This window comes from Intestinimonas timonensis (assembly GCF_900626145.1).
Classification (GTDB): domain Bacteria; phylum Bacillota; class Clostridia; order Oscillospirales; family Oscillospiraceae; genus Intestinimonas; species Intestinimonas aquisgranensis.
The window spans coordinates 788,962-810,152 of sequence record NZ_LR130816.1; the positions used below are offsets into that span (position 1 = coordinate 788,962).

Sequence of the window (21,191 nt, forward strand, 5' to 3'; positions counted from 1 at the left end):
CATGCCCCGCAGAACTTCCTTCCTCTCCATCCTGCTGGTCCTGGCCATGACGGCCGCCGCCCTCACCCCCTGGGCGGCGGCTGCCTCCGGCGGCCTGGCCCTGGTGACCTCCAGCCAGGAGGCCACCAGCCAGACGGTGGGCTTCACCGGCGTGCCCGCGGACTGCCAGAGCCTCCAGGTCACCTTCATCCTCTCCCAGTCCGGCCCCAGCTATGACTTTGCCCTGGACGGCTCCCTGGCCGCCCTGCCCGGCGTCCACGCCGCCTTCCAGCAGGAGGGGGACAGGGTCACGGTCTACGTCACCCTCCGCACCGGGACTCTCACCGACAACGGCAGCCTCACCCTGGGCACCATCTCCACCACCGGCACCGCCTTTACCGTGACCGGCTTTTCCGACAGCAAGCTGCTGGGGAGTGACAGCGGGGAGCTGGACACCGGTACTTCCGACAGCGGCAGCTCCGGCAGCAGTGCCGACGATGACGACGACCTGTGGTCCATCCAGGTGGACCGGCCCACGGGCGGCACCCTCACCGCCAGCCGCTCCCAGGCATCCAGCGGCAGGACCGTCACCCTCACCGCCGTGCCCGACGAGGGCTACGTGCTCCAGGAGGTGACCGCCGTCACCTCCGCCGGCAAGTCCCTCTCCCTCACCAAGCAGAAGGACGGGACCTACACCTTTACCATGCCCGCCGCCAAGGTCACCGTCTCCGCCGCCTTTACCCCGAAAAGCCAGACAGAAGGGGAGGGGGAGGAGCCTCTGCCCTTTGCCGATGTGGCGTCCGATGCCTGGTATGCCCAGGCGGTGGCCTACGTCTACCGGCAGGGTCTCATGAGCGGCACCGCACAGGACCACTTCTCCCCGGACCTCACCACCAACCGGGCCATGCTGGTCACCATCCTGTACCGTCTGGCGGGTAGCCCCGCCGTTGACGGCGGCAGCGCCTTTACCGACGTGGCCAGCGGCGACTGGTACGCCAGCGGTGTGGCCTGGGCCAGCGCCAACGGCATCGTCACCGGCTACGGCGATGGCCGCTTCGGCCCCAACGACCCCATCACCCGTGAGCAGATGGCCGCCATCCTGTACCGCTACGCCGGTTTCGCCGGACAGAACACCGCCGGGCAGGCCGACCTGAGCGGCTATACCGACGCCGGGCAGGGCTCTCCATACGCCGCCGAGCCCATGGGCTGGGCGGTGGACCGGGGGCTTATCACCGGCGTCAGCGCCGACACCCTCGCCACCGGCGGCTCCGCCACCCGGGCCCAGGTGGCCACCATCCTCATGCGCTTTTGTGAGATGGCGCAGAACTGATCCAAGCAGCGCAGAGAGCGGCCCCGGCGGCATGTCGCCGGGGCCGCTCTTTTTTCCCCGTGCACGCCAGAGGCCGCATGGCCGTTGCATTTTTGCCGTTCACCCGGTACAATGGACCATACCAGCGGCGGCTGACCGCCGCGATTTAAGGAGGCTCTTATGGAACAAAAGACCGTCCTCATCACCGGCGCCAGCCAGGGCATCGGCGCTGCCGCCGCCCGGGCCTTCGCCGCCGCCGGCTACGCCGTGGCCGTCCACTACCACGCCTCCAAAGCCGAAGCCCTGGCCCTCACCCGGGAGCTCACCGCCGCCGGACACACCGCCATGGCCGTCCGGGCCGACGTCTCCGACCCGGAACAGGTCCGGGCAATGGTTGACAATGTGTTGGATATTTTTTGTCAACTTGACATTCTGATATGTAATGCCGGCCGCTCCTGGACCGGTCTTCTGTGCGACATGAGCGACCGGGAGTGGCGGACACTGATGGGGGCCGACCTGGACGGCGTCTTCTACTGCTGCCGGGCCGTGTACCGCCACATGGTGTCCCGGAAGCAGGGGCGCATCCTCACCGTCTCCTCCATGTGGGGCCGGTCCGGGGCCTCCTGCGAGGCCGCCTATTCCGCCGCCAAGGCCGGCGTCATCGGCCTTACCCAGGCTCTGGCCAAGGAGCTTGGCCCCTCCGGCATCACCGTGAACTGCGTGGCGCCGGGGGTCATCGACACCCGGATGAACGCCCATCTGGGCCCCGAGGCCCTGTCCGAACTGGCCGAGGAGACCCCGCTGGGCCGCCTGGGCACCCCGGAGGACGTGGCAAACACCCTCCTCTTTCTGGCCTCCCCGGAGGCGTCCTTCCTCACCGGACAGGTCATCGGAGTGGACGGCGGGTTCCTCTGAGGGCGGACATTGTGATTTATGTTCGTAATTTGGGCATATTTCCCCTCCCCGGTTGGTCAAAACAACGGTTGACAATTTACAGGGCACAGGCTTATAATTGTCAACAACCTAAAGGAGGTTTTTGCAATGAAAATGAATCGCGCTTTGTCTCTTGCTCTGGCTGGCGCGCTGGGCCTCAGCCTGCTGGCTGGCTGCGGCGGCGGCAGCACCAGCACCCCCGCCCCCGCCGAGACCGGCTCTTCCGAGACCACTCCCGCTGAGACCGGCTCCACCGCTGCTTCCGGCGTCATCAAGATCGGCGGCATCGGCCCCCTGACCGGCTCCGCCGCCGTGTACGGCCTTGCCACCAAGCAGGGCGCCGAGGTTGCCGTGAACGAGATCAACGCCCTGGGCGGCCTCCAGTTCGAGCTGGACTTCCAGGACGACGAGGGTGACGCCGAGAAGGCCGTCAACGCCTACAACGCCCTCATCGGCGACGGCGCTCAGATCATCTACGGCTGCACCACCACCACCCCCTGCGTGGCCGTGGCTGCCGAGACCAACGCCGCCCGCTACTTCCAGCTGACCCCCTCCGCCTCCTCCACCGACGTGACTGCCGGCCGTGACAACGTATTCCAGGTCTGCTTCACCGACCCCAACCAGGGCATCACCGCCGCCAACTACATCAAGGACAACAACCTGGGCACCAAGGTGGCCGTTATCTACAATAACGGCGACGCCTACTCCACCGGCGTCTACAACGCCTTCCAGGCCACCGCTGACGAGATCGGCCTGGAGATCGTCTCCGTGACCACCTTCCCCGACGACACCAACACCGACTTCACCGTGCAGCTGGGCGAGGCCCAGAAGGCCGGCGCCGACCTGGTGTTCCTGCCCATCTACTACACCCCCACCTCTCTGATTCTGAACCAGGCCAAGACCATGGGCTATGAGCCCACCTTCTTCGGCTGCGACGGCATGGACGGCATCCTGGACCTGGAGGGCTTCGACACCTCCCTGGCCGAGGGCCTGATGCTCATGACCCCCTTCAACGCCTGGGGCGAGGATGAGCGCACCGTCACCTTCGTCACCGAGTACCAGGAAGCCTACGGCGGCATCCCCAACCAGTTCGCCGCTGACGGCTATGACTGCATGTACGCCATCTATGAGGCCTGCCAGGCCGCCGGCATCACCGCCGACATGAGCGCCCAGGACATCTGCGAGGCCCTGATCGCCCAGTTCACCTCCGCCGACTTCAGCGTGGACGGCCTGACCGGCACCGGCATGACCTGGTCCATCAACGGTGAGGTCTCCAAGGCCCCCGTCGTGGTCAAGGTCGAGGGCGGCGTCTACGTCACCCAGTAAGACCCAGAGGAAACAGCCCTGAGAAAAGGGTTGCCGGGCTCCGCCCGGCAACCCTTTTTCACCGTTTCGGGCCTCACGGCCCTTCCCGCCTGTATGGCGGGCACATCCGCAGCCCGAGCCGGCCGCGGATGTGCCTGCCATACAGCCATTCCCCGAGAGAGAAAGAAAGAGGTGACCCGACATGAGTATCCTCAATAACCTCATCAACGGCATCAGCCTGGGCAGCGTCTACGCCATCATCGCCCTGGGCTACACCATGGTCTACGGCATCGCCAAGATGCTCAACTTCGCCCACGGCGACGTCATCATGGTGGGCGCCTACGTCTGCTTCTTCGCCACCGGCCAGTTCGGCCTGCCCCCCCTGGTGGGCGTGCTGCTGGCCATGGTGGTGTGCACCATCCTGGGCATGGTCATCGAGCGTCTGGCCTACAAGCCTTTGCGGCAGGCGCCCTCCCTGGCCGTCCTCATCACCGCCATCGGTGTGAGCTACTTCCTCCAGAACTCCGCCCTGCTGCTGTGGAAGTCCGACCCCAAGGTGTTCACCTCTGTGGTGGGCACCGGCTCGGTGAAGCTCTTTGACGGCCAGCTCACCGTCACCCACGTGGCCATCGTCACCGTGCTGGCCTGCGTGGTCATCATGCTGGCCCTCACCTGGTTCACCGGCCGCACCAAGATGGGCAAGGCCATGCGGGCCTGCTCCGAGGACAAGGCCGCTGCCCAGCTCATGGGCATCAATGTGGACCGCACCATCTCCATGACCTTCGCCATCGGCTCCGCCCTGGCCGCCATCGCCGGCGTGCTGCTGTGCTCCACCTACCCCTCCCTCATGCCCACCACCGGCTCCCTGCCCGGCATCAAGGCCTTCACCGCCGCCGTCTTCGGCGGCATCGGCTCCATCCCCGGCGCCATGCTGGGCGGCATCCTGCTGGGCATCATCGAGATCTTCGCCAAGGCCTTCAACACCAACATCTCCGACGCGGTGGTCTTCGCCGTGCTCATCGTGGTGCTGCTGGTCAAGCCCACCGGCCTGCTGGGCAAGGCCGTGCGCGAGAAAGTGTGAGGTGGTCCCTATGAAAACGATCGCTCCCGGCCGCAAACGGCTCGTCAACAACGTCATTACATACGGCATGGTCATCGCCGCCTTTGTGATCCTCCAGATCCTCAACGCCGGCGGCATGCTCTCTCCCTCCCTCCAGGGCCAGCTGGTGCCCATCTGCGCCTACGTCACCATGGCCATCTCCCTCAACCTGGTGGTGGGCATCTCCGGCGAGCTCAGCCTGGGCCACGCCGGCTTCATGAGTGTGGGCGCTTTCTCCGGTGTGGTGGCCAACCTCTCCCTCCAGTCCGCCATCCCCTCCGGCCCCGTCCGCCTGCTGGTGGCCATGGTCATCGGCGCCATCCTGGCCGGTATCGCCGGTACCATCGTGGGCGTCCCCGTCCTCCGGCTCCGGGGCGACTACCTGGCCATCGTCACCCTGGCCTTCGGCGAGATCATCAAGAACATCATCAACATCCTCTATATCGGCGTGGATGAAAACGGCCTCCACTTCTCCACCCAGAACGAGATGGCCCTCAATCTGGCCGAGGGCGGCAAGGCCATCCTCAAGGGGCCCATGGGCGTCACCACCAACGTGAAGCTCTCCACCTTCACCGCCGGCTTTATCCTGGTGCTCATCGCCCTCACCGTGGTCCTCAACCTGGTGAACAGCCGCTCCGGTCGGGCCATCATGGCCCTGCGGGACAACCGCATCGCCGCTGAGAGCGTGGGCATCGGCGCCACCAAGTTCAAGCTCACCGCCTTCGTCACCTCCGCCGTGCTGGCCGGTGCCGCCGGCGCCCTCTACGCCATGAACTACTCCTCCCTGGCCGCCAAGAAGTTCGACTTCAACACCTCCATCCTCATCCTGGTCTTCGTGGTGCTGGGCGGCCTGGGCAACATCCGGGGCTCCATCATCGCCGCAGCCCTCCTCTACGTGCTGCCCGAGCTCCTGCGTGACTTCTATGACTACCGCATGCTCATCTACGCCATCGTCCTCATCCTGGTCATGCTGGCCACCAACAGCCCCTTCTTCCGGGATCTGAAGGGCCGGTTCCAGGAGTGGCTCCGGGAACGGGCCATGGCCAAGGCCGATGCCAAGGCGAAAGGAGGCGAAGGCCATGAGTAAGTTCCAGAAAGAACCCACCAAGCTGGTGCCGGTGCCCAGCACCAACAAGATCCCCGAGCGTGACGTGGACAAGTCCCCCATCCTGGAGGCCCGCCACCTGGGCATCGACTTCGGCGGCCTCACCGCCGTCAACGACTTCAACATGGCCATCGGCCGCACCGAGATCGCCGGTCTCATCGGCCCCAACGGCGCCGGCAAGACCACCGTCTTCAACCTGCTGACCAAGGTCTACCAGCCCACCCGGGGCACCATCCTGCTGGACGGCCACGACACCGCCGGCAAGACCACCGTGCAGGTGAACAAGATGGGCATTGCCCGTACCTTCCAGAACATCCGCCTCTTCTCCAACCTGAGCGTGGAGGACAACGTGAAGATCGGCCTGCACAACCACATCGGCTACGGCCTCTTCAGCGGCCTTCTGCGCCTGCCCAACTACTGGAAGGAGGAGAAGATCGCCCATGAGCGGGCGTTGGAGCTCCTCTCCATCTTCGACATGCAGGACCTGGCCAACGCCAAGGCGGGCAGCCTGCCCTACGGCGCCCAGCGCCGGCTGGAGATCGTCCGGGCCCTGGCCACCAATCCCAGCCTGCTGCTGCTGGACGAGCCCGCCGCCGGCATGAACCCCTCCGAGACCGCCGAGCTCATGGAGAACATCGTCAAGATCCGGGACACCTTCCAGATCGCCGTCCTCCTCATCGAGCACGACATGAGCCTGGTCATGGGCATCTGCGAGGGCATCGCCGTGCTCAACTTCGGCCAGATCATCGCCAAGGGTACGCCCGATGAGATCCAGAACGACCCCGAGGTCATCAAGGCCTACCTGGGTTCGGGAAAGGGGGAGTGACGCCATGAGCATGCTCCAAGTGGACCACATCAACGTCTATTACGGCGCCATCCACGCCGTCAAAGACATTTCCTTCTACGTGGACGAGGGGGAGATCGTCACCCTCATCGGCGCCAACGGCGCCGGCAAGTCCACCACCCTCCAGACCATCTCCGGCCTGCTGCGCTCCCGCACCGGCTCCATCGAGTTCCTGGGCAAGCCCATCCAGAACGTCCCGGCCTCCAAGCTGGTGGCCCACGGCCTGGCCCAGGTGCCCGAAGGCCGCCGGGTCTTTCAGCAGATGACCGTGGAGGAGAACCTGGAGATGGGCGCCTTCACCCAGGCCAATTCCACCATCGCCCCCAACATGGAGCGGGTGTACGAGCAGTTCCCCCGGCTCAAGGAGCGGCGGCGGCAGGTGGCCGGCACCCTCTCCGGCGGCGAGCAGCAGATGCTGGCCATGGGCCGTGCCCTCATGTCCAACCCCAAGCTCCTCATGCTGGATGAACCCTCCATGGGCCTGGCCCCCATTCTGGTGGAGCAGATCTTTGAGATCATCGAGCGTCTCCACAAGGCGGGCACCACCATCCTCCTGGTGGAGCAGAACGCCCAGATGGCCCTCTCCGTGGCCGACCGCGGCTACGTGCTGGAGACCGGCCGCATCACCCTCACCGGCCCCGGCCAGGAGCTGCTGGCCGACGAGGCCGTGAAAAAGGCCTACCTGGGCGGCTGATCACCTTCATTTGATTTCGCCGTCTGCGGACGGCGAAACTCTGCGAGGCTTTTTCCAAACATCCAGCTCATATTGGTTTTTCAATCTGGAGCGCCCGGCGAAAAAATTCGTCGGGCGCTTTCGCTTATCGAAAAGACCTTTTCCACAAGCGAAATGCTTTCCTGTTTTGCGAAGCCCCTCTGTCAACCGCCAGTTGACGCAATGGAAGGGGGCGCTTCTTGCCATTTGAAGAGAAATCGGATAGGATAGAGGCAAAAAGGGAGGCGGCTTTATGACATTGGGACAGCGCATCCAGGCCCACAGGACCAGGCTGGGTCTCTCCCAGGAAGGGCTGGGGGACAAGCTGGGAGTATCCCGTCAGGCGGTAAGCAAATGGGAGGCCGACGGAGCGGTGCCCGACACCAACAAGCTCATCGCCCTCTCCAAGCTGTTTGGCATCAGCCTGAATGAGCTGCTGCAAGTAGATGGTCCGCCTCCGGCAGGGGAGCGCCCTCCTATCCGCCGCCCCGGGGCAAAGGCCGTTCTGGCCGGTGTGCTGGTCCTGGCTCTACTGGCCCTGACGGGCACCACCCTCTCCCTGGCCGCCCGGGTGACCGCCCTGGAGGAACAGGTGGCCGCCCTCCAGAGCGGGGCACAGGAGCTGGACCCCGCAGAGCTGGTGGCGGGCTGGGACTTTGGGGTGATCAATGACAACGAAGCGGGCCGGACCGTTGAGTTTCAGGTAACCGCTGCCCGGTATGATCCGGAGGAGGAGCTGGAGGTGTTCTTCCTGCTCAGCGGGCTTGGCGTGGGTGCAGATCGGGCGCAGGCTGACAGGATTTCGTCCGCACAGGACGCCGGCGTATACACCGCCACCATCAATCTGGAGCAGCGGCTGTCCAACGACCCCTTTACCCTCTCTGTGGGCTTTGTCAAGGACGGCGTGGAATACCTCCAGCCTCTGGCGGACTTTTCCTTCCTGGACAGGACATCCAGCATCTATGAACCCCTCTGGCCATAAAAACGCCTCCGGCCAGATCGTCAGCCCCGGCGCCGGGCGAAGCTTCGCCGGGCGCTTTTTCTCTTTGGCGAATTTTCCACTTTCCCCGGGACGGAAATGGTGGTAAAATACCATCCGAATCCCTGTTTTATTGAAAAAGGAGAGAGCGGTCATGCCCAACTACTTTGCCCATCTGACCTTCGGCGCCCAGTGTCTGGACCGCCTGCCCCGGGAGCTGCGCGCGCGCCTGGAGCGGGAGCGTCCCGCCTTTGATCTGGGCTGTCTGGGCCCGGACCCTCTCTTTTTCTACCGTGTGGGCAGGCCCAACGCCGTCCGCCGTGAGGGCATGACCATGCACGCTAAGTCCGCCATGCCCGCCTTTGAGCGCCTCCGGAGCGCCCTGGAGGAGGGACTCCCCATGGCCTCCGGCTACGCCGCCGGTTTCCTGTGCCACCTGGCCCTGGATCACGCCTGCCACAAGTGGGTGGACCAGCAGGCTGCCGCCGGCCCGGTGACCCACCTGGCCATGGAGGCAGAGTTCGACCGGCTCCTCATGGAGCGGGCGGGGCTTGTCTCCCTGGGCAAGTCCTACCTGCCCGCCCCACCGGAGGCCGCCGTCTTTACTGCCGCCGCCCGGGCCTACGTTAAGTCCTCCCCCGAGCAGGTGGAGGAGGGCTACCGCTCCATGCGCCGGGACACCGCCCTCTTTGCCCGTCTCTCCGGCCACAAGCTCAGCCGTCCGGTGAACCACCTGGTGGGCACTCTGCCCGCCCTGCGGGCCCTCCGGGGCGTCTTCCTCACCGCCGACTCCCACAGCCGGTACGCCAAAAGCAACGATTTCCTCACCCGCCGCCTGGCCGATACCGTCCCCGAGGCCGCCAATCAGATCGTCCGCCTTTTCCGGGCCGTGGAGACCGGCGCCGCCCTGGACCCCTGGCTGGACCGGGATTTTAAGGGGCTCCTGCCCCAGGAGGAGTTCCACAGCATCCCCACCTCCGCCCCCGCCTATTGAGGTCCGTCTCTACATCATATAAATGTATGCTGAAGACCCGCCGCCAGCGTTTGCTGACGGCGGGTCTTTTACCGTGCCCGGCCCGTCTGGCCGGGGACATTGCCCCAACCCGGACCGGCCCGGATTTTCGGGACAGGGGACCATATGGTTCCAATTCCGCTGTCCGTTTCCCCCTTCGTCGGAGGAAACGCCCCCGTCCTTTCGCCTTTCGCCAGAGGGTGACGTCACCCGGCACCGGCTTAAAAGGAGAGGTCTTTGTCCAGGTCCAGCGGACTGCCTTTCGGCCTGTCCGAGTCTAGTATGTCCCGGCCCATGCGGAACATACACACCATTTTTTGGTATAGGACCTGTCATATTTGTCCAAAATAGGCATAGAGTCTACTGAAAACAGGTACGACCGGAAAGGAGGCGCTGCCATGGTGGAGGCCCAGCGCAAAAAAGTCTTTTTCTTCCGCCGCCGGGGGGAGAGCGTACGGGAAGGGGAGCTCCGCGCCCTGAAGGAGGGCCTGGACCGCACCCGCGTCCTCATCAACCAGGCCTACGCCGGCTTCAACGGAACCGACGACCCCGACCTCATCGAGTCCTACGTCTTTGAGATCAATTCCCTCCAGGCCCGGTACGCCTATCTGCTGCGCCGGGTCAAGAGCCTGGAAGGGCAGGTGAAGGGCGATGGCCATGCTGGGTGACACCCTGCCCTGGCTGCTGGTGGGGCTCACGGCGGTGGGCGCCCTGCTCCTCCTCCGGGAGCCCATCCGCTGCCTGGGCGGCCTGTGCCTGCGCACCCTGGTCTCCCTGGGCGCCCTGGCCGCCTTCAGCCCCCTGGGCGCCCTTCTGGGCTGCTCCCTGGGGGTCAACCTGGCCAATGCCCTGGTCATGGCCCTGCTGGGTGCCCCGGGCTTTGGTCTGCTCCTCCTCCTCAACTGGGCCCTGGCCGTCTGACCGGGGCCTGAGGCTGTCGACAAAGTCGACAGCCTCTCTCAAAAATGCAAGCATTTTTTCGAAGAGATACAGGCCACTGCATCGCACGGCGCAGCCGAAGAGGCTGCGCCGCACGTTTGCGGCCTGAGCAGTGTTTTTTCCGAGGCACATGTCCCCGGAAAAAACAAATTTTATTTCATTCCATCGTCTGCGGACGGCGGAACTCTGCGAGGCTCTTGCAAAAACTTTGAAGCATTTCTACTTTTTCGACAGACTGGGGCCCTGGCCGTCTGACCGGGGTCCTTTTTCTTTTTTCGACCTTGTTCACATTTTAGAAACAAAAGTAGGATAAAATGTACCCTGCTCAAATACCATGCCCGCCCCTCTCACCGGCGGGACATAGAAAAGCAGGTGACTCCAAGGATGAAACGAACAATCTGCGCGTGGCTCCTGGTCCTGGGACTGGCCGTCGGCACTGCCGTCCCCGCCTCCGCCGCCGCGTTTACCGATGTGGCCTCCGATGCCTGGTACGCCCAGGCGGTGAACGAGGTCTCCGCCGCCGGCATCATGAACGGCACCACCACCTCCACCTTTTCCCCCGACGAGCAGGTGACCCGGGGCATGGTGATGGCTGTCCTCTGGCGGCTCGCCGGCAGCCCCGCCCCCAGCGCCCCCAGCACCTTCCCCGACGTGGAGGACTGGTACTACTACGCCGACGCCGTGGCCTGGGCCCAGCAGGTTGGCATCGCCAGCGGCCTGGGTGACGGCACCTTTGGCGGCGGCAACATCGTCACCCGGGAGCAGCTGTCCGTCTTCCTCTACCGGTACAGCCAGTACGCCGGCCAGGAGCTGGCCAACGGCGTCCTGGACCTCTATAACGATGTGTACAGCGTCCACACCTGGGCCAAGGAGGGCATGGCCCACGCCGTAGGCGCCGGCCTCATCACCGGCACCGACGAGGGCAATCTGGAGCCAGCCGGCCCCGCCACCCGTGCCCAGCTGGCCGTCATCCTCCAGCGGCTCATGACGCCCGCCGTGGGCTGACGGTGTCATCCCTTCGCCATTTTCAGTCAAACAACGTCCCCTGACTCTCTGCGCACTCCCGCCCACCGGTGGAAGCCGACGGGCGAGAGTGCCTTTTTTGTTATTTTCCGGAAGATAAAGTGGGCGATATTTTTCGTTATGTTACAGAATTGTTACGGCAAAATCACGAAATTTTCCATCGGCGCCGGGGGGACAAGCCCCCCATTTCAAGTACCATATCGGTAAAAACATGCGAAATAACATTGTAAACCAATGTTATATTCACTTTTTCCCGTTTAAAAGGTGCTGCGCCGCCCGACCTGCTTCGACCAAAAAGGACTTGACGGTGGGGGGGAAAGCGTGTATCATTCCTTTGTAACCTTTTGTAATCATTTATGTTCGGTTTGTCATTTTTGTCCGACTATTCCAGTCGGAATTTCTGTAAATCGTGCAAGGGAGGCATCACCTGCATGGATGAAATCCTGCATTCACCACAGCGAGAACTGCCGCGCCGTCGGCAGCGCAAAGGCTCCGTCCCCGCCGGGGAAGAGAGGGCCGAGCGCCTGAAGGAGCGGTTTTCCAAATTCATGGACGCCGCCGGCGCCAGGAGCGAGGTGCTCCGCCGGCAGGGCACCCGGGTCTATCACCGGGCCTGGTCGGCCATCGCCGGCAAGCCCAAGATGGCGCCGCTGCCCTTCCTGGCCATCAGCGTCGTCATCGGCGTGGCGGCCGTGGTGGGCACCATGTACACCCCCGCCTATGTGGTCACTGTGGACGGTACCGACGTGGGCGTGGTCCGGGATCAGGCCGTGTTTGAGCAGGCCGCGGCCCGGGTGGAAGAGCGGGCCAGCGAGATCCTGGGCTATGACTACACCCTGGATCACACCGTGACCTACGCCTCCGCCCTGGTGGAGCAGGATGAGCTCACCCCCGCCGCCGAGCTGGAGACCTACCTCTTCGATCAGATCGGCGAGGTCATGAAGAGCTACGTCCTCACCGTGGACGGACAGGTGGTGGGCGCCGCCGAAGACCGGGCCGCTCTGGACCAGCTGCTGGAGGACCTGGCCGTCCCCTATGTCAACGAGAACACCATCTCCGTGGACTACACCAAGAGCGTCCACATCACCCGTGAGTACGTTCCCTCCACTGTGGAGCAGGACGTCACCAACATGATGGCCGCCCTCACCGCCAACACCAACGGCCAGACCACCTACGAGGTCCAGGCGGGCGACACCTTCATGGCCCTGGCCTTTGACAATGACATGACCATGGCCGAGATGGAGGCCCTCAACCCCGACGTGGACATCAACAAGCTCTATATCGGTCAGATCCTCAACATCAAGGAGGAGATCCCCTTCCTGGGCGTGGAGACTGTGGACTCCCTCACCTACACCGAGGCCATTGAGTGCCCCGTCCGCGAGGTGGAGGATGACAGCATGTACCAGGGCGAGTCCAAGGTCCTGGACGGGGGCATCCCCGGTGAGGCCCTCATCACCGCCGACGTGACCTACGTCAACGGCGTGGAGCGGGAGCGCAACATCACCTCCACCACCACCGTCCGCGAGGCCACCGAGAAGGTCATCTCCGTGGGCACCAAGGAGCGTCCCACCTGGTACCCCACCGGCAACTATATCTGGCCGGTCTACGGCTCCATCACCTCCCGGTTCGGCTACCGCTATATCTTCGGCTCTTACAGCTACCACTCCGGCCTGGACATCGCCGTTCCCTACGGCACCAGCGTGAAGGCCTCTGACGGCGGCACCGTCACCTTCGCCGGCTACAAGGGCAGCTACGGCTATCTGGTCATCATCGACCACGGCAACGGTGAGCAGACCTACTACGGCCACAACTCCAAGCTGCTGGTCTCCGCCGGCGACAAGGTCTATCAGGGCCAGGTCATCGCCAAGGCCGGCTCCACCGGTCGCTCCACCGGCAGCCACTGCCACTTCGAGATCCGCATCAACGGCACCGCCGTTAACCCCTCCGCCTACCTCAACTAAAATGCAAAGCAGCCCCTGAGCCAACGGCCCAGGGGCTGCTTTTTTATGCCCGGCGGCAAAAAGGGAGGGGCTGCGGCAGATGCCGCGGCCCCTCCCGTCGTCTTTTACATGCGTCCCTTCCGCTGGAGGCGGATGTCCTCGCCGAAGAAGGGGAGGACCCGGTACTCGCCCTCCAGCCTGGAGGCGATCTGGGGGCTGTACCGCCCCCGCACGTCGTCCATGGTCAGGTTGGAGCTGATGACCGTCCGCTTCTCCGCCGTCAGCCGGCTGTTCACCAGCTGGTAGAGGGCCGACTGGACAAAGGGGGTGGTCATCTCGCTGCCCAGGTCGTCCAGGATCAGCAGGTCGCACCTCAGATACCGCCGGGTGTCGTCTCGGGCCTCCCGGGCGTCCTCCTCGTCCCGGGAAAACTTCTGGGTCTCAAACCGGGCAAAGACCTCGCCCGCTGTGTCGTAGACCACCGAAAAGCCGTTCTCCGACACCGTCCGGGCGATGCAGGCTGAGAGGAAGGTCTTGCCCAGGCCGGTGCTGCCGCTGAGAAAGAGGTTGTTGAAGTAGTAACGACCGAAATTCTGGGCATAATCCCGGCAGATCTTCAGCACCTTCTCCATGTTCTCCCGGGGCGACCGGCCCCAGGCCGGCCACACCTCCGGAGAGTAAAAGCCCAGATCGAAGGTGTCGAAAGACTGCTCCCCCAGGTCCAGAAGCTGGGAGAGCTCCTTGATCTGCTCCTGGGTGCAGAGCACCTTCAGGCAGTCGCACATGTCGGAGCCAACCCAGCCCGAGTCCCCGCACTTAGCGCACAGGGGCTTGTCGTCCAGGGCGTCGGCGGGGAAGCCGTGGCCGGTGAGCAGTTCGGCGCGCTCCTGCTGGAGGGCCTGGTTCTTCTGACGGATATCCGCCACCTCGGCGGTGGGATCGCCCCCCTCCCGGAGGGCGGCGGCGATGACCTGGGCCATGGTGCGGCGCAGCAGCCGGTCGATCTCGGCCACCCGGGGCAGCTGGACGTACACCTGCCGCCGCAGGGCATCCTGCCGTGCCTGCCGCTCTTCCCGCCGCTGGGAAAGCCGGGCCTGGGCCCGGCGCAGTACATTGGGGCTGTATGACATGGCTTACTCCTTTCCCCCGGTCTGCTCCAGGAAGCGGTCCATCCAGTCCATGTCCTCCTTGAGCCGCTCCACCGCCTTGCCGGTGGGCTGGGCGCCGGGACCCTGGGGCGCCGGCGCCTGGGCCGGACGGTCCTTGGGCCAGGCCGAATCCCCGGCCTCCACCTGCTGCCGGGTGTGGAGGCCCTTCTGGTGCCAATTGCGCAAAATGGAGTTCATGTACGGCCAGTTGAGAGAGCCCTTCTTGAGGACGGTCTTCTCGTAGGCCAGGGCGATGGCATCGTCGTCGAAGCCCATCTCGACCCAGGCGTTGATGTACTTGCGCTCCCCCTCCACCGGCACGCGGCCGGAGATGCCCAGCAGGGGGAGGAGCCGTCCCTCCCGGCTCCGGAGTGCGGAGAGGGCCCGGACGTGGGCGTCGGCGGCCTCGGGGGTGTCCACCCCCAGCCGCCGCCACACGAAGGCCTCCTTCTTGAGCTGGGACATACGGGGCTTCCGGCCGGGGCCGTACTTCCGCTCGGTCTCCTCGATGCACCAGGTGGCCAGCAGCAGAATGACCTCCGCCGGCAGAGCCAGGTAGTCGAACATGGTATAGAGCATCTTCAGGTCGGAGGCGGAGAGGACCTTCCCCAGCCGCCGCTCCAGCTCCCGGACCAGGTGAGGGAAGGCGCCGGGGCCCTCCATCTCCCGGGCGATGTCGGCAGAGGTATAGTCCGGCGGGCTGTCCGGCTCCGGCGGGGCCGGGGCGGGGGAGAGGTCGGCGTCCTTCCGGGCCAGGCCCAAATCGGCCAGCTGGGTGTAGGTGGTGGAGATCCGGTCCACCGACCAGCCCAGGGCCTTCCGCACCCCCTCCGCGTCGAACTGTCCCCCCTGACGGAGGAGCTGGAGATACAGCAGGGCGGCGTCCCCGCTGCCGGACCGGACCAGCCGCTCCGCCGCCGAAGACGTCATGGAGAGCACGCCACCCGGGAGCAGCACCCCTGCGGCCATATCCATCTCCTCCTTTCCTCATTTACGTAGGAACTATTTTATCTCAAAATCCGTCGGAAGAAAAGACAAATTTCTGCCACTTTCCCTCCTGCGGCCCAGGTGGGAAAGCCCCGCCGCCCCTTGTCCCGGCGGGGGGAGTTATGGTATAATATTCTCCAAGCATCTTTGCTCCGGTCTATGGGACTTTTCCCGCCGGAACACGCCTGAAAAACAGATAGGGAGGGCCCGTCGTGAAAAATAAGATCACAGTCAATATCGCCGGTCAGAGCTATACTCTGGTGGCCGCCGAGGACGCGGCCTATATGGAAAAAGTGGCGTCCCATGTGGACGCCAAGGTCCAGGAGGTTTTGGATGAGTCCAAGGTCTCCCTGGTGGACGGCGCCATCCTGGGCGCCCTCAACATCGCAGACGAGTATTTTAAGGAGGTGGAGGCCTCCGAGAACCTGCGCCGCCAGCTCAAGGAGTACCTGGAGGAGGCCACCAAGCTGAAAATGGAGCTCTCCGAAGCCAAGCGGGAGATCTTCAAGCTCCAGAACAAGAAATAAGCAGGGGTTTGCGGGCGGCCAACGCACCCCCCACGCCTCAGTCCCCGCCCACGCAACAATGAGCGCCGCCCCACGTCGCAGCAACGGTAATATCAGGTAGCGGCGCCACGTCCCGACGCCCACCTGCGCAGGCGGCGAAAAAAGTGGGGATAGGAGCACAGCTTGTCCCTGTTCCGCCGAGGTAGTCTACCGTAGACGGTGCTGGTGCTCTATGGGGGCGTAAAGCCAGGCCGCCGGATTCCTATTTGGAGCCACTCAACCCATTTAGAGGCCCCTTTTTCTTTGGATTGCAAAAACCGTTCTTTTTCCAGCAGGGAAAAAGAAACGGGTTTTGAGCCGTATCCTCCGTCCTTCTACGTTGCAGAACGGCAATGGACCGAGATGTGGTTTGCGCGCAAGTAAGGGGCTCCGCGCGAGCCCAGCGCAGCGGGTCGCGTGGGGAGAGGACAAGCAAGGGAGCGGAGCGTGTTTTCGCCGTCAGGCGGAAACAGAGCACAGCGGACTTTGCGAGGACGACGTCGCGCCCCACGTCAAGGTGATGCCACAATGTCACCCTCCCCGCAGGAGCTGACTGCTCCCGCGGGGAACCCCTTCTAATTTCACATCCTCGGGGCAAGTGAATTGCCCCTGCGGCAAGGTTTTGGGCCAAGCCCAAAACGCTTGTGCGGCGCACTGCGCCGGGCCGGCTTGCGCCGGCCGCGGCGGTGACGTATCCACCTCATTTTTCCCTTGGAGGACTTCTGCCATGCTGGAACTGCTTGCCCCCGCCGGGTCGCCGGAGGCCGTCACCGCCGCCATCCAGGCAGGTGCCGACGCCGTCTACCTGGGCTACGGGGACTTCAACGCCCGCCGCAACGCCAAGAACTTCTCCCTGGAGGAGCTGGCCTCGGCGGTTTCTTACTGCCATGTCCGGGGCGCCAAGGTCTACCTGACCCTCAACACCCTGGTCACCGACCGGGAGCTCCCCGCCGCCGCCCAGGTGGCCGCCCAGGCCGCCGAGGTGGGGGTGGACGCCGTCCTCATCCAGGACCTGGGCATCCTGCGGATGCTCCGGCAGGCCGCCCCCGGCCTGGCCGTCCACGGCTCCACCCAGCTCACCGTCCACTCCCTGGACGGCGTGCGCCGCTGCGCCGAGTTGGGTATGTCCCGGGTGGTCCTCTCCCGGGAGCTCTCCCGGGACGCCATCGAGCACATCTGTCTCAACTCTCCCATCGAGATCGAGACCTTCGTCCACGGTGCTCTGTGCATGTGCTACTCCGGCCAGTGCTACTTCTCCTCCGTCATCGGCGGCCGGTCGGGCAACCGTGGCCTGTGCGCCCAGCCCTGCCGCCTCAAATACGGCTGGGGCAAGAAGGCCGACGGCAACCCCCTCTCCCTCAAGGACATGTCCCTGGCCGGCTACATCCAGGACCTGAAGAAGCTGGGGGTCAAGTGCCTGAAGATCGAGGGGCGCATGAAGCGGCCGGAATACGTCTCGGTGGTCACCGGCGTGTACGCCCGGGCCATCAAGGAGGACCGGGAGCCCACCGATCAGGAGCTCCGGGACCTGGAGGCCGCCTTCTCCCGCCAGGGCTTCACCGACGGCTACTATCAGGACAAAAAAGGCCCCGCCATGTTCGGTGTCCGGGAGGAGACCCCGGAGCCCCGGGAGCTCTTCGCCCAGGCCCGGAGCCAGTACCAGAGCGGCGAGCTCCAGCGGGTGGACGTGATCCTCTACGCCATGATCCGCCCCGGTGAGCCAATCCAGGTGGGGGTCCAGGACGTGGACGGCCGGGTGGTCACCGCCGCAGGGCCCGTCCCCGAGCCTGCCCGCACCAAGCCCCTCACTCCCGAGGCGGTGGAAAAGCAGCTCGCCCGCACCGGCGGCACGCCCTACCGCTGCGCCAAGGTCCGGGCTCTGGTGGAGCCCGACCTCTCCGTGCCGGTGGCCGCCCTCAACGCCCTGCGCCGCCAGGTACTGGAGGAGCTCACCCGCCAGCGGGGCGCCGCCCCCGCCGCCCCCAACGTGGGTCCCTTCCACGCCGGGGTCCGGTACGAAAACCGCAAAGAGTCCCCCGTCCTCACCCTGTCCCTCCGCTCCGCCGGGCAGCTCACCCCGGCGCTGCGCGATTTGAAGCCCGCCCTTCTCTATCTCCCGGCGGAGGAGCTGGCTGCCCACCCCGAGGCCGCCGAGACCGCCCTGGCCGCCGGGGTCCGGGTGGGGGTGACCCTGCCCCGGATCTGCTGGGACCGGGAGCGGGAGGCGCTGGACAAGCAGCTGGAGGCCGCCCGGAGCCTGGGGGTCACCGACGCCCTGGTGGGCACGCTGGACCTCATCGCCCCCGCCCGGGACCACGGCTTCACCCTCCGGGGGGATTTCGGTCTCTCCGTCTTCAACTCCCAGGCCATCAAGGAGCTCAAGCGCGTTGGCTTCGCCTCCTGCACCGCCTCCTTTGAGCTCAAGCTGGCCCAGATCCGGGACCTCTCCAAGCTCATCGACCTGGAGGTGGTGGTCTACGGCCGGCTGCCCCTGATGATCACTGAAAACTGTATCCTCAAAAACCGGGACGGCGGCTGCAAGCGGTCCTGCGAGGGCCAAAACCGCCTGCTGGTGGACCGGAAGGGGGAGCGCTTCCCCGTGCTCCGGGCCCCCGGCTGCCGCAACGAGATCTTCAACGCCAAGCGGCTCTATCTGGCCGACAAGGCCAATGACTACCGCCGGGTGGGGGCCTGGGGCGCCCGCCTGAGCTTCACCACCGAGAGCGCCCAGGAGTGCCTCCACATCGCCCGGCAGTATCTGGGCCAGGAGCGCCCCGCCCTGGACGACATCACCCGGGGCCTCTACTACCGCGATGTGGAGTGACCCCTTTTCCCTGGAGGTATCTATGGATTTACCCATCAAGGCGGTCTCCCCCAAGATCGGCGGGGAGATCCCCTATCCCTTCTACGCCAGCGCCGGCGCCGCCGCCATGGACCTGCACGCCTGTCTGGATGAGCCGGTCACCATCGGCCCCGGCGAGCTGGTGCGCATCCCCACCGGCATCGCCATCGCCCTGCCCTCGCCGGAGTATGTGGCCCTGGTCTTTACCCGCTCCGGCCTGGGCGTCAAGCACGGCATCGCCCTCTCCAATGGGGTGGGGGTCATTGACAGCGACTACCGGGGGGAGATCCAGGTTGGACTCACCAACCTCTCCCACACCCCCTACACCATTTCCCCCGCCGACCGCATCGCCCAACTGGCGGTGGTCCCCGTGGTCCAGGTCAATCCGGTGCCCGTAGAGAATCTGGACGAGACGGAGCGGGGAAGCGGCGGCTTCGGCTCAACGGGCACATAAGCCATCTCTCGCACGTGCAAGCACGCGCTCGAAAGGAGCATATCCCTATGGAATTCATTCTGGCCTCCGGGTCCCCCCGGCGGCGCCAGCTTCTGGAACAGATCGGCATCCGCGACTTTGTGGTCCGGCCCACCGACGCCGACGAGTCCCTGCCCGACGGCATCGACCCCGGCGCGGCGGTGGAGCTTCTCTCCCGGCGGAAGGGAGAGGCGGCCCGGGCCCAGGCGGGGGAGGGAGACCTCATCCTCTCCGCCGACACGGTGGTGGCCCTGGACGGCGCCATCCTGGGCAAGCCCCACAGCAGGGCGGAGGCCGTGAGCATGCTCACCGCCCTCTCCGGCCGCACCCACCAGGTCTACACCGGCGTCACCCTGGCCCGGGGGGAGGACATCCTCACCGAGCATGAGGTCACCGCCGTCACCTTCCGTCCCCTCACCGCCGCCGAGATCGACGCCTATGTCCGGAGCGGCGAGCCCATGGACAAGGCGGGCGCCTACGGCATCCAGGGCCTGGGCGCCCTGCTGGCCGAGCGCCTGGAGGGGGACTACTTCAACGTCATGGGCCTGCCCCTGTGCCGCCTGGGCAGGATGCTCACCCGCTTCGGCCTGGACCCCCTGGCCGGCGGGACCGGGGAGGAAACGCCTTGAAGGACTTTTTCCGCAACAACGGATGGCTCATTCTGGTCATCGCCGTGCTGCTCTGTGCCATCACGGCGGTGGCCTCTTATGCCTTTCAGGGGGTGCCCAACCCCCTGGGCAACGTGCTGGGCGTGGTGACCACCCCCATCCGCAACGGCATTTCCTCCCTGGCCGGCTGGGCGGAGGGCGTCTACAACTACTCCTTCCGCTATGACGAGCTTCAGGCGGAGAACGTGCGGCTCAAAGCCGAGATCGCCGAGCTGGAGGCCGCCGCCCGGGAGGGCGAGGCCGACAGCAAGGAGAACGAGCGGCTCCGGGAGCTGCTGGGCCTGCGGCAGAAGCGCCGGGAGCTGGTGTTCGAGTCGGCCATGGTGACCGCCCGGAGCAGCACCAACTGGTCCTCAACCCTTACCCTGAGCAAGGGTTCCGACCAGGGGGTGGCGGCGGGCAACTGCGTGGTGGACGCCGCCGGCAACCTGGTGGGCATCATCGACCAGGTGGGGACCAACTGGTCCACCATGCTCACGGTGATAGACGCCAACCTGGAGATGGGCGCCTTCCTCTCCCGCACCGAGTCCATCGCCATTCTGGAGGGCGACTTCGCCCTCATGGCCGAGGGCAAGCTGAAGCTCACCTACCTGCCCGAGAACACCGAGCTCATCACCGGCGACCTGGTGCTCACCTCCAGCATGGGGGGCAACTACCCCTCCGACCTGGTGGTGGGCTCCATCGAGTCCATCCACACCGACGCCTCCGGCGTCTCCCGGTACGCCGTCATCCAGCCCTCCGCCGATCTGGACAGCCTGGTCCAGGTCTTCATCATCAAGTCCTTCGACATCGTGGAGTGACCCGTCTGACAAGGAGTTGTACCCTTTGACCCGACAGGATTTCATCTTAAAATGGCTTTTCTACGGCCTCTCCCTGCTGCCGGTGTGGTGGCTGGACGTCTTTGTCCTCAACCGCTTTCCCGTCCTGGGGGTGAGCCCCCGGCTGCTGCCCGTGGCCGCCGTCACCGTGGCGGTGCTGGAGGGCGCCGTGGGGGGCGCCGGCTTCGGCCTGGCTGTGGGCGTCCTCTGCGACGCCGTCTACTACGGCTCCTGGGGCGGTATGACCCTGGGACTGTGTCTGCTGGGCTGGGGCGCCGGCGCCGCCTCCCAGTACGTCCTGCGCCGGAATTTCGGCGGCTGCCTCCTCTGCTGTGCCGCCGGATTGAGCCTGCTGGAGCTCATCCATGTGGCCTTCGGCCTCTTCACCAGCCTCTCCGACCTCTACTCCCTGCTGCGGGTGGCGGTGCCCGAGCTCCTCTGGTCCCTGTGCTTCGTGTGCCTGCTGTACCCCTGGTTCTACTGGGTCCGCCGGCGCATCATCAAGACCCTTCGACTCTGACCGCCCCCATAT

21 protein-coding genes are annotated in these 21,191 nt (G+C 65.2%); 19 read left to right on the plus strand and 2 right to left on the minus strand.

Annotated elements, in window-relative coordinates; genetic code table 11:
- Window position 1: 1 nt before the first annotated feature.
- The 13 genes from E0E29_RS03990 (at window position 2) to E0E29_RS04050 (ending at window position 13,200) form a co-directional block, all read left to right on the plus strand.
- On the plus strand, window positions 2–1,309 hold the full coding sequence (locus E0E29_RS03990; RefSeq protein WP_130848734.1) for an S-layer homology domain-containing protein: 1,308 nt from the start codon (window positions 2–4) through the stop codon (window positions 1,307–1,309).
- Window positions 1,310–1,468: 159 nt separating this feature from the next.
- Window positions 1,469–2,203 (plus strand): elongation factor P 5-aminopentanone reductase, encoded by a 735-nt coding sequence (gene ymfI, locus E0E29_RS03995; RefSeq protein ID WP_130848735.1) that lies wholly within the window; start codon window positions 1,469–1,471, stop codon window positions 2,201–2,203.
- A gap of 132 nt (window positions 2,204–2,335) precedes the next feature.
- Window positions 2,336–3,547, plus strand: coding sequence for an ABC transporter substrate-binding protein (locus E0E29_RS04000; RefSeq protein WP_130849075.1), 1,212 nt, complete (start codon window positions 2,336–2,338; stop codon window positions 3,545–3,547).
- 181 nt (window positions 3,548–3,728) lie between these two features.
- Complete coding sequence (locus E0E29_RS04005; protein ID WP_130848736.1) at window positions 3,729–4,607, plus strand: branched-chain amino acid ABC transporter permease; 879 nt, start codon at window positions 3,729–3,731, stop codon at window positions 4,605–4,607.
- Between the two features lie 10 nt (window positions 4,608–4,617).
- Entirely contained in the window at window positions 4,618–5,712 is a 1,095-nt protein-coding gene (locus E0E29_RS04010; RefSeq protein ID WP_130848737.1) for a branched-chain amino acid ABC transporter permease, read from the plus strand.
- The gene (locus tag E0E29_RS04015) at window positions 5,705–6,556 is read left to right on the plus strand and encodes an ABC transporter ATP-binding protein (protein WP_130848738.1); all 852 of its coding nucleotides are present in this window, start codon (window positions 5,705–5,707) and stop codon (window positions 6,554–6,556) included. Before E0E29_RS04010 ends, E0E29_RS04015 begins: the two co-directional genes overlap by 8 nt.
- 10 nt (window positions 6,557–6,566) lie before the next feature.
- Window positions 6,567–7,268 carry an ABC transporter ATP-binding protein gene (locus E0E29_RS04020; RefSeq protein ID WP_130849076.1) on the plus strand — a complete coding sequence of 234 codons (702 nt, stop codon included), beginning with the start codon at window positions 6,567–6,569 and terminating at the stop codon, window positions 7,266–7,268.
- A 271-nt stretch (window positions 7,269–7,539) separates the two neighbouring features.
- The gene (locus E0E29_RS18415; RefSeq protein WP_207303562.1) at window positions 7,540–8,268 is read left to right on the plus strand and encodes a helix-turn-helix transcriptional regulator; all 729 of its coding nucleotides are present in this window, start codon (window positions 7,540–7,542) and stop codon (window positions 8,266–8,268) included.
- A gap of 151 nt (window positions 8,269–8,419) precedes the next feature.
- Window positions 8,420–9,259 carry a zinc dependent phospholipase C family protein gene (locus tag E0E29_RS04030; protein ID WP_130848739.1) on the plus strand — a complete coding sequence of 280 codons (840 nt, stop codon included), beginning with the start codon at window positions 8,420–8,422 and terminating at the stop codon, window positions 9,257–9,259.
- A 416-nt stretch (window positions 9,260–9,675) separates the two neighbouring features.
- Window positions 9,676–9,945, plus strand: coding sequence for a DUF2508 family protein (locus E0E29_RS04035; RefSeq protein ID WP_130848740.1), 270 nt, complete (start codon window positions 9,676–9,678; stop codon window positions 9,943–9,945).
- Window positions 9,929–10,198, plus strand: coding sequence for a pro-sigmaK processing inhibitor BofA family protein (locus tag E0E29_RS04040; protein WP_130848741.1), 270 nt, complete (start codon window positions 9,929–9,931; stop codon window positions 10,196–10,198). Before E0E29_RS04035 ends, E0E29_RS04040 begins: the two co-directional genes overlap by 17 nt.
- Before the next feature lie 402 nt (window positions 10,199–10,600).
- Window positions 10,601–11,221, plus strand: a complete 621-nt coding sequence (locus E0E29_RS04045) for an S-layer homology domain-containing protein (protein WP_130848742.1) — start codon at window positions 10,601–10,603, stop codon at window positions 11,219–11,221.
- 449 nt (window positions 11,222–11,670) lie between these two features.
- Window positions 11,671–13,200: a M23 family metallopeptidase gene (locus E0E29_RS04050; RefSeq protein WP_130848743.1), complete on the plus strand. Its 1,530-nt coding sequence runs from the start codon at window positions 11,671–11,673 to the stop codon at window positions 13,198–13,200.
- 104 nt (window positions 13,201–13,304) lie between these two features.
- Here E0E29_RS04050 and E0E29_RS04055 read toward each other — a convergent pair whose 3' ends face one another.
- Together E0E29_RS04055 and E0E29_RS04060 are read right to left on the minus strand one after the other, a co-directional pair.
- Window positions 13,305–14,309 carry an ATP-binding protein gene (locus E0E29_RS04055; protein WP_130848744.1) on the minus strand — a complete coding sequence of 335 codons (1,005 nt, stop codon included), beginning with the start codon at window positions 14,307–14,309 and terminating at the stop codon, window positions 13,305–13,307.
- 3 nt (window positions 14,310–14,312) lie between these two features.
- Window positions 14,313–15,296 carry a DnaD domain protein gene (locus E0E29_RS04060; protein ID WP_130849077.1) on the minus strand — a complete coding sequence of 328 codons (984 nt, stop codon included), beginning with the start codon at window positions 15,294–15,296 and terminating at the stop codon, window positions 14,313–14,315.
- Window positions 15,297–15,526: 230 nt separating this feature from the next.
- Here E0E29_RS04060 and E0E29_RS04065 point away from each other — a divergent pair, with 230 nt between their 5' ends.
- The 6 genes from E0E29_RS04065 (at window position 15,527) to mreD (ending at window position 21,179) form a co-directional block, all read left to right on the plus strand.
- The gene (locus E0E29_RS04065) at window positions 15,527–15,841 is read left to right on the plus strand and encodes a cell division protein ZapA (RefSeq protein ID WP_130848745.1); all 315 of its coding nucleotides are present in this window, start codon (window positions 15,527–15,529) and stop codon (window positions 15,839–15,841) included.
- A gap of 745 nt (window positions 15,842–16,586) precedes the next feature.
- Entirely contained in the window at window positions 16,587–18,683 is a 2,097-nt protein-coding gene (locus E0E29_RS04070) for a U32 family peptidase (protein WP_130848746.1), read from the plus strand.
- A 22-nt stretch (window positions 18,684–18,705) separates the two neighbouring features.
- Window positions 18,706–19,155, plus strand: a complete 450-nt coding sequence (gene dut, locus E0E29_RS04075) for a dUTP diphosphatase (protein ID WP_130848747.1) — start codon at window positions 18,706–18,708, stop codon at window positions 19,153–19,155.
- A 47-nt stretch (window positions 19,156–19,202) separates the two neighbouring features.
- Window positions 19,203–19,802, plus strand: a complete 600-nt coding sequence (locus E0E29_RS04080; RefSeq protein WP_130848748.1) for a Maf family protein — start codon at window positions 19,203–19,205, stop codon at window positions 19,800–19,802.
- Window positions 19,799–20,641, plus strand: a complete 843-nt coding sequence (gene mreC, locus E0E29_RS04085; RefSeq protein WP_130848749.1) for a rod shape-determining protein MreC — start codon at window positions 19,799–19,801, stop codon at window positions 20,639–20,641. The genes E0E29_RS04080 and mreC overlap by 4 nt, the downstream gene beginning before the upstream one ends.
- Before the next feature lie 25 nt (window positions 20,642–20,666).
- Window positions 20,667–21,179, plus strand: coding sequence for a rod shape-determining protein MreD (gene mreD / locus E0E29_RS04090; protein ID WP_130848750.1), 513 nt, complete (start codon window positions 20,667–20,669; stop codon window positions 21,177–21,179).
- The last annotated feature ends 12 nt before the right edge of the window (window positions 21,180–21,191 follow it).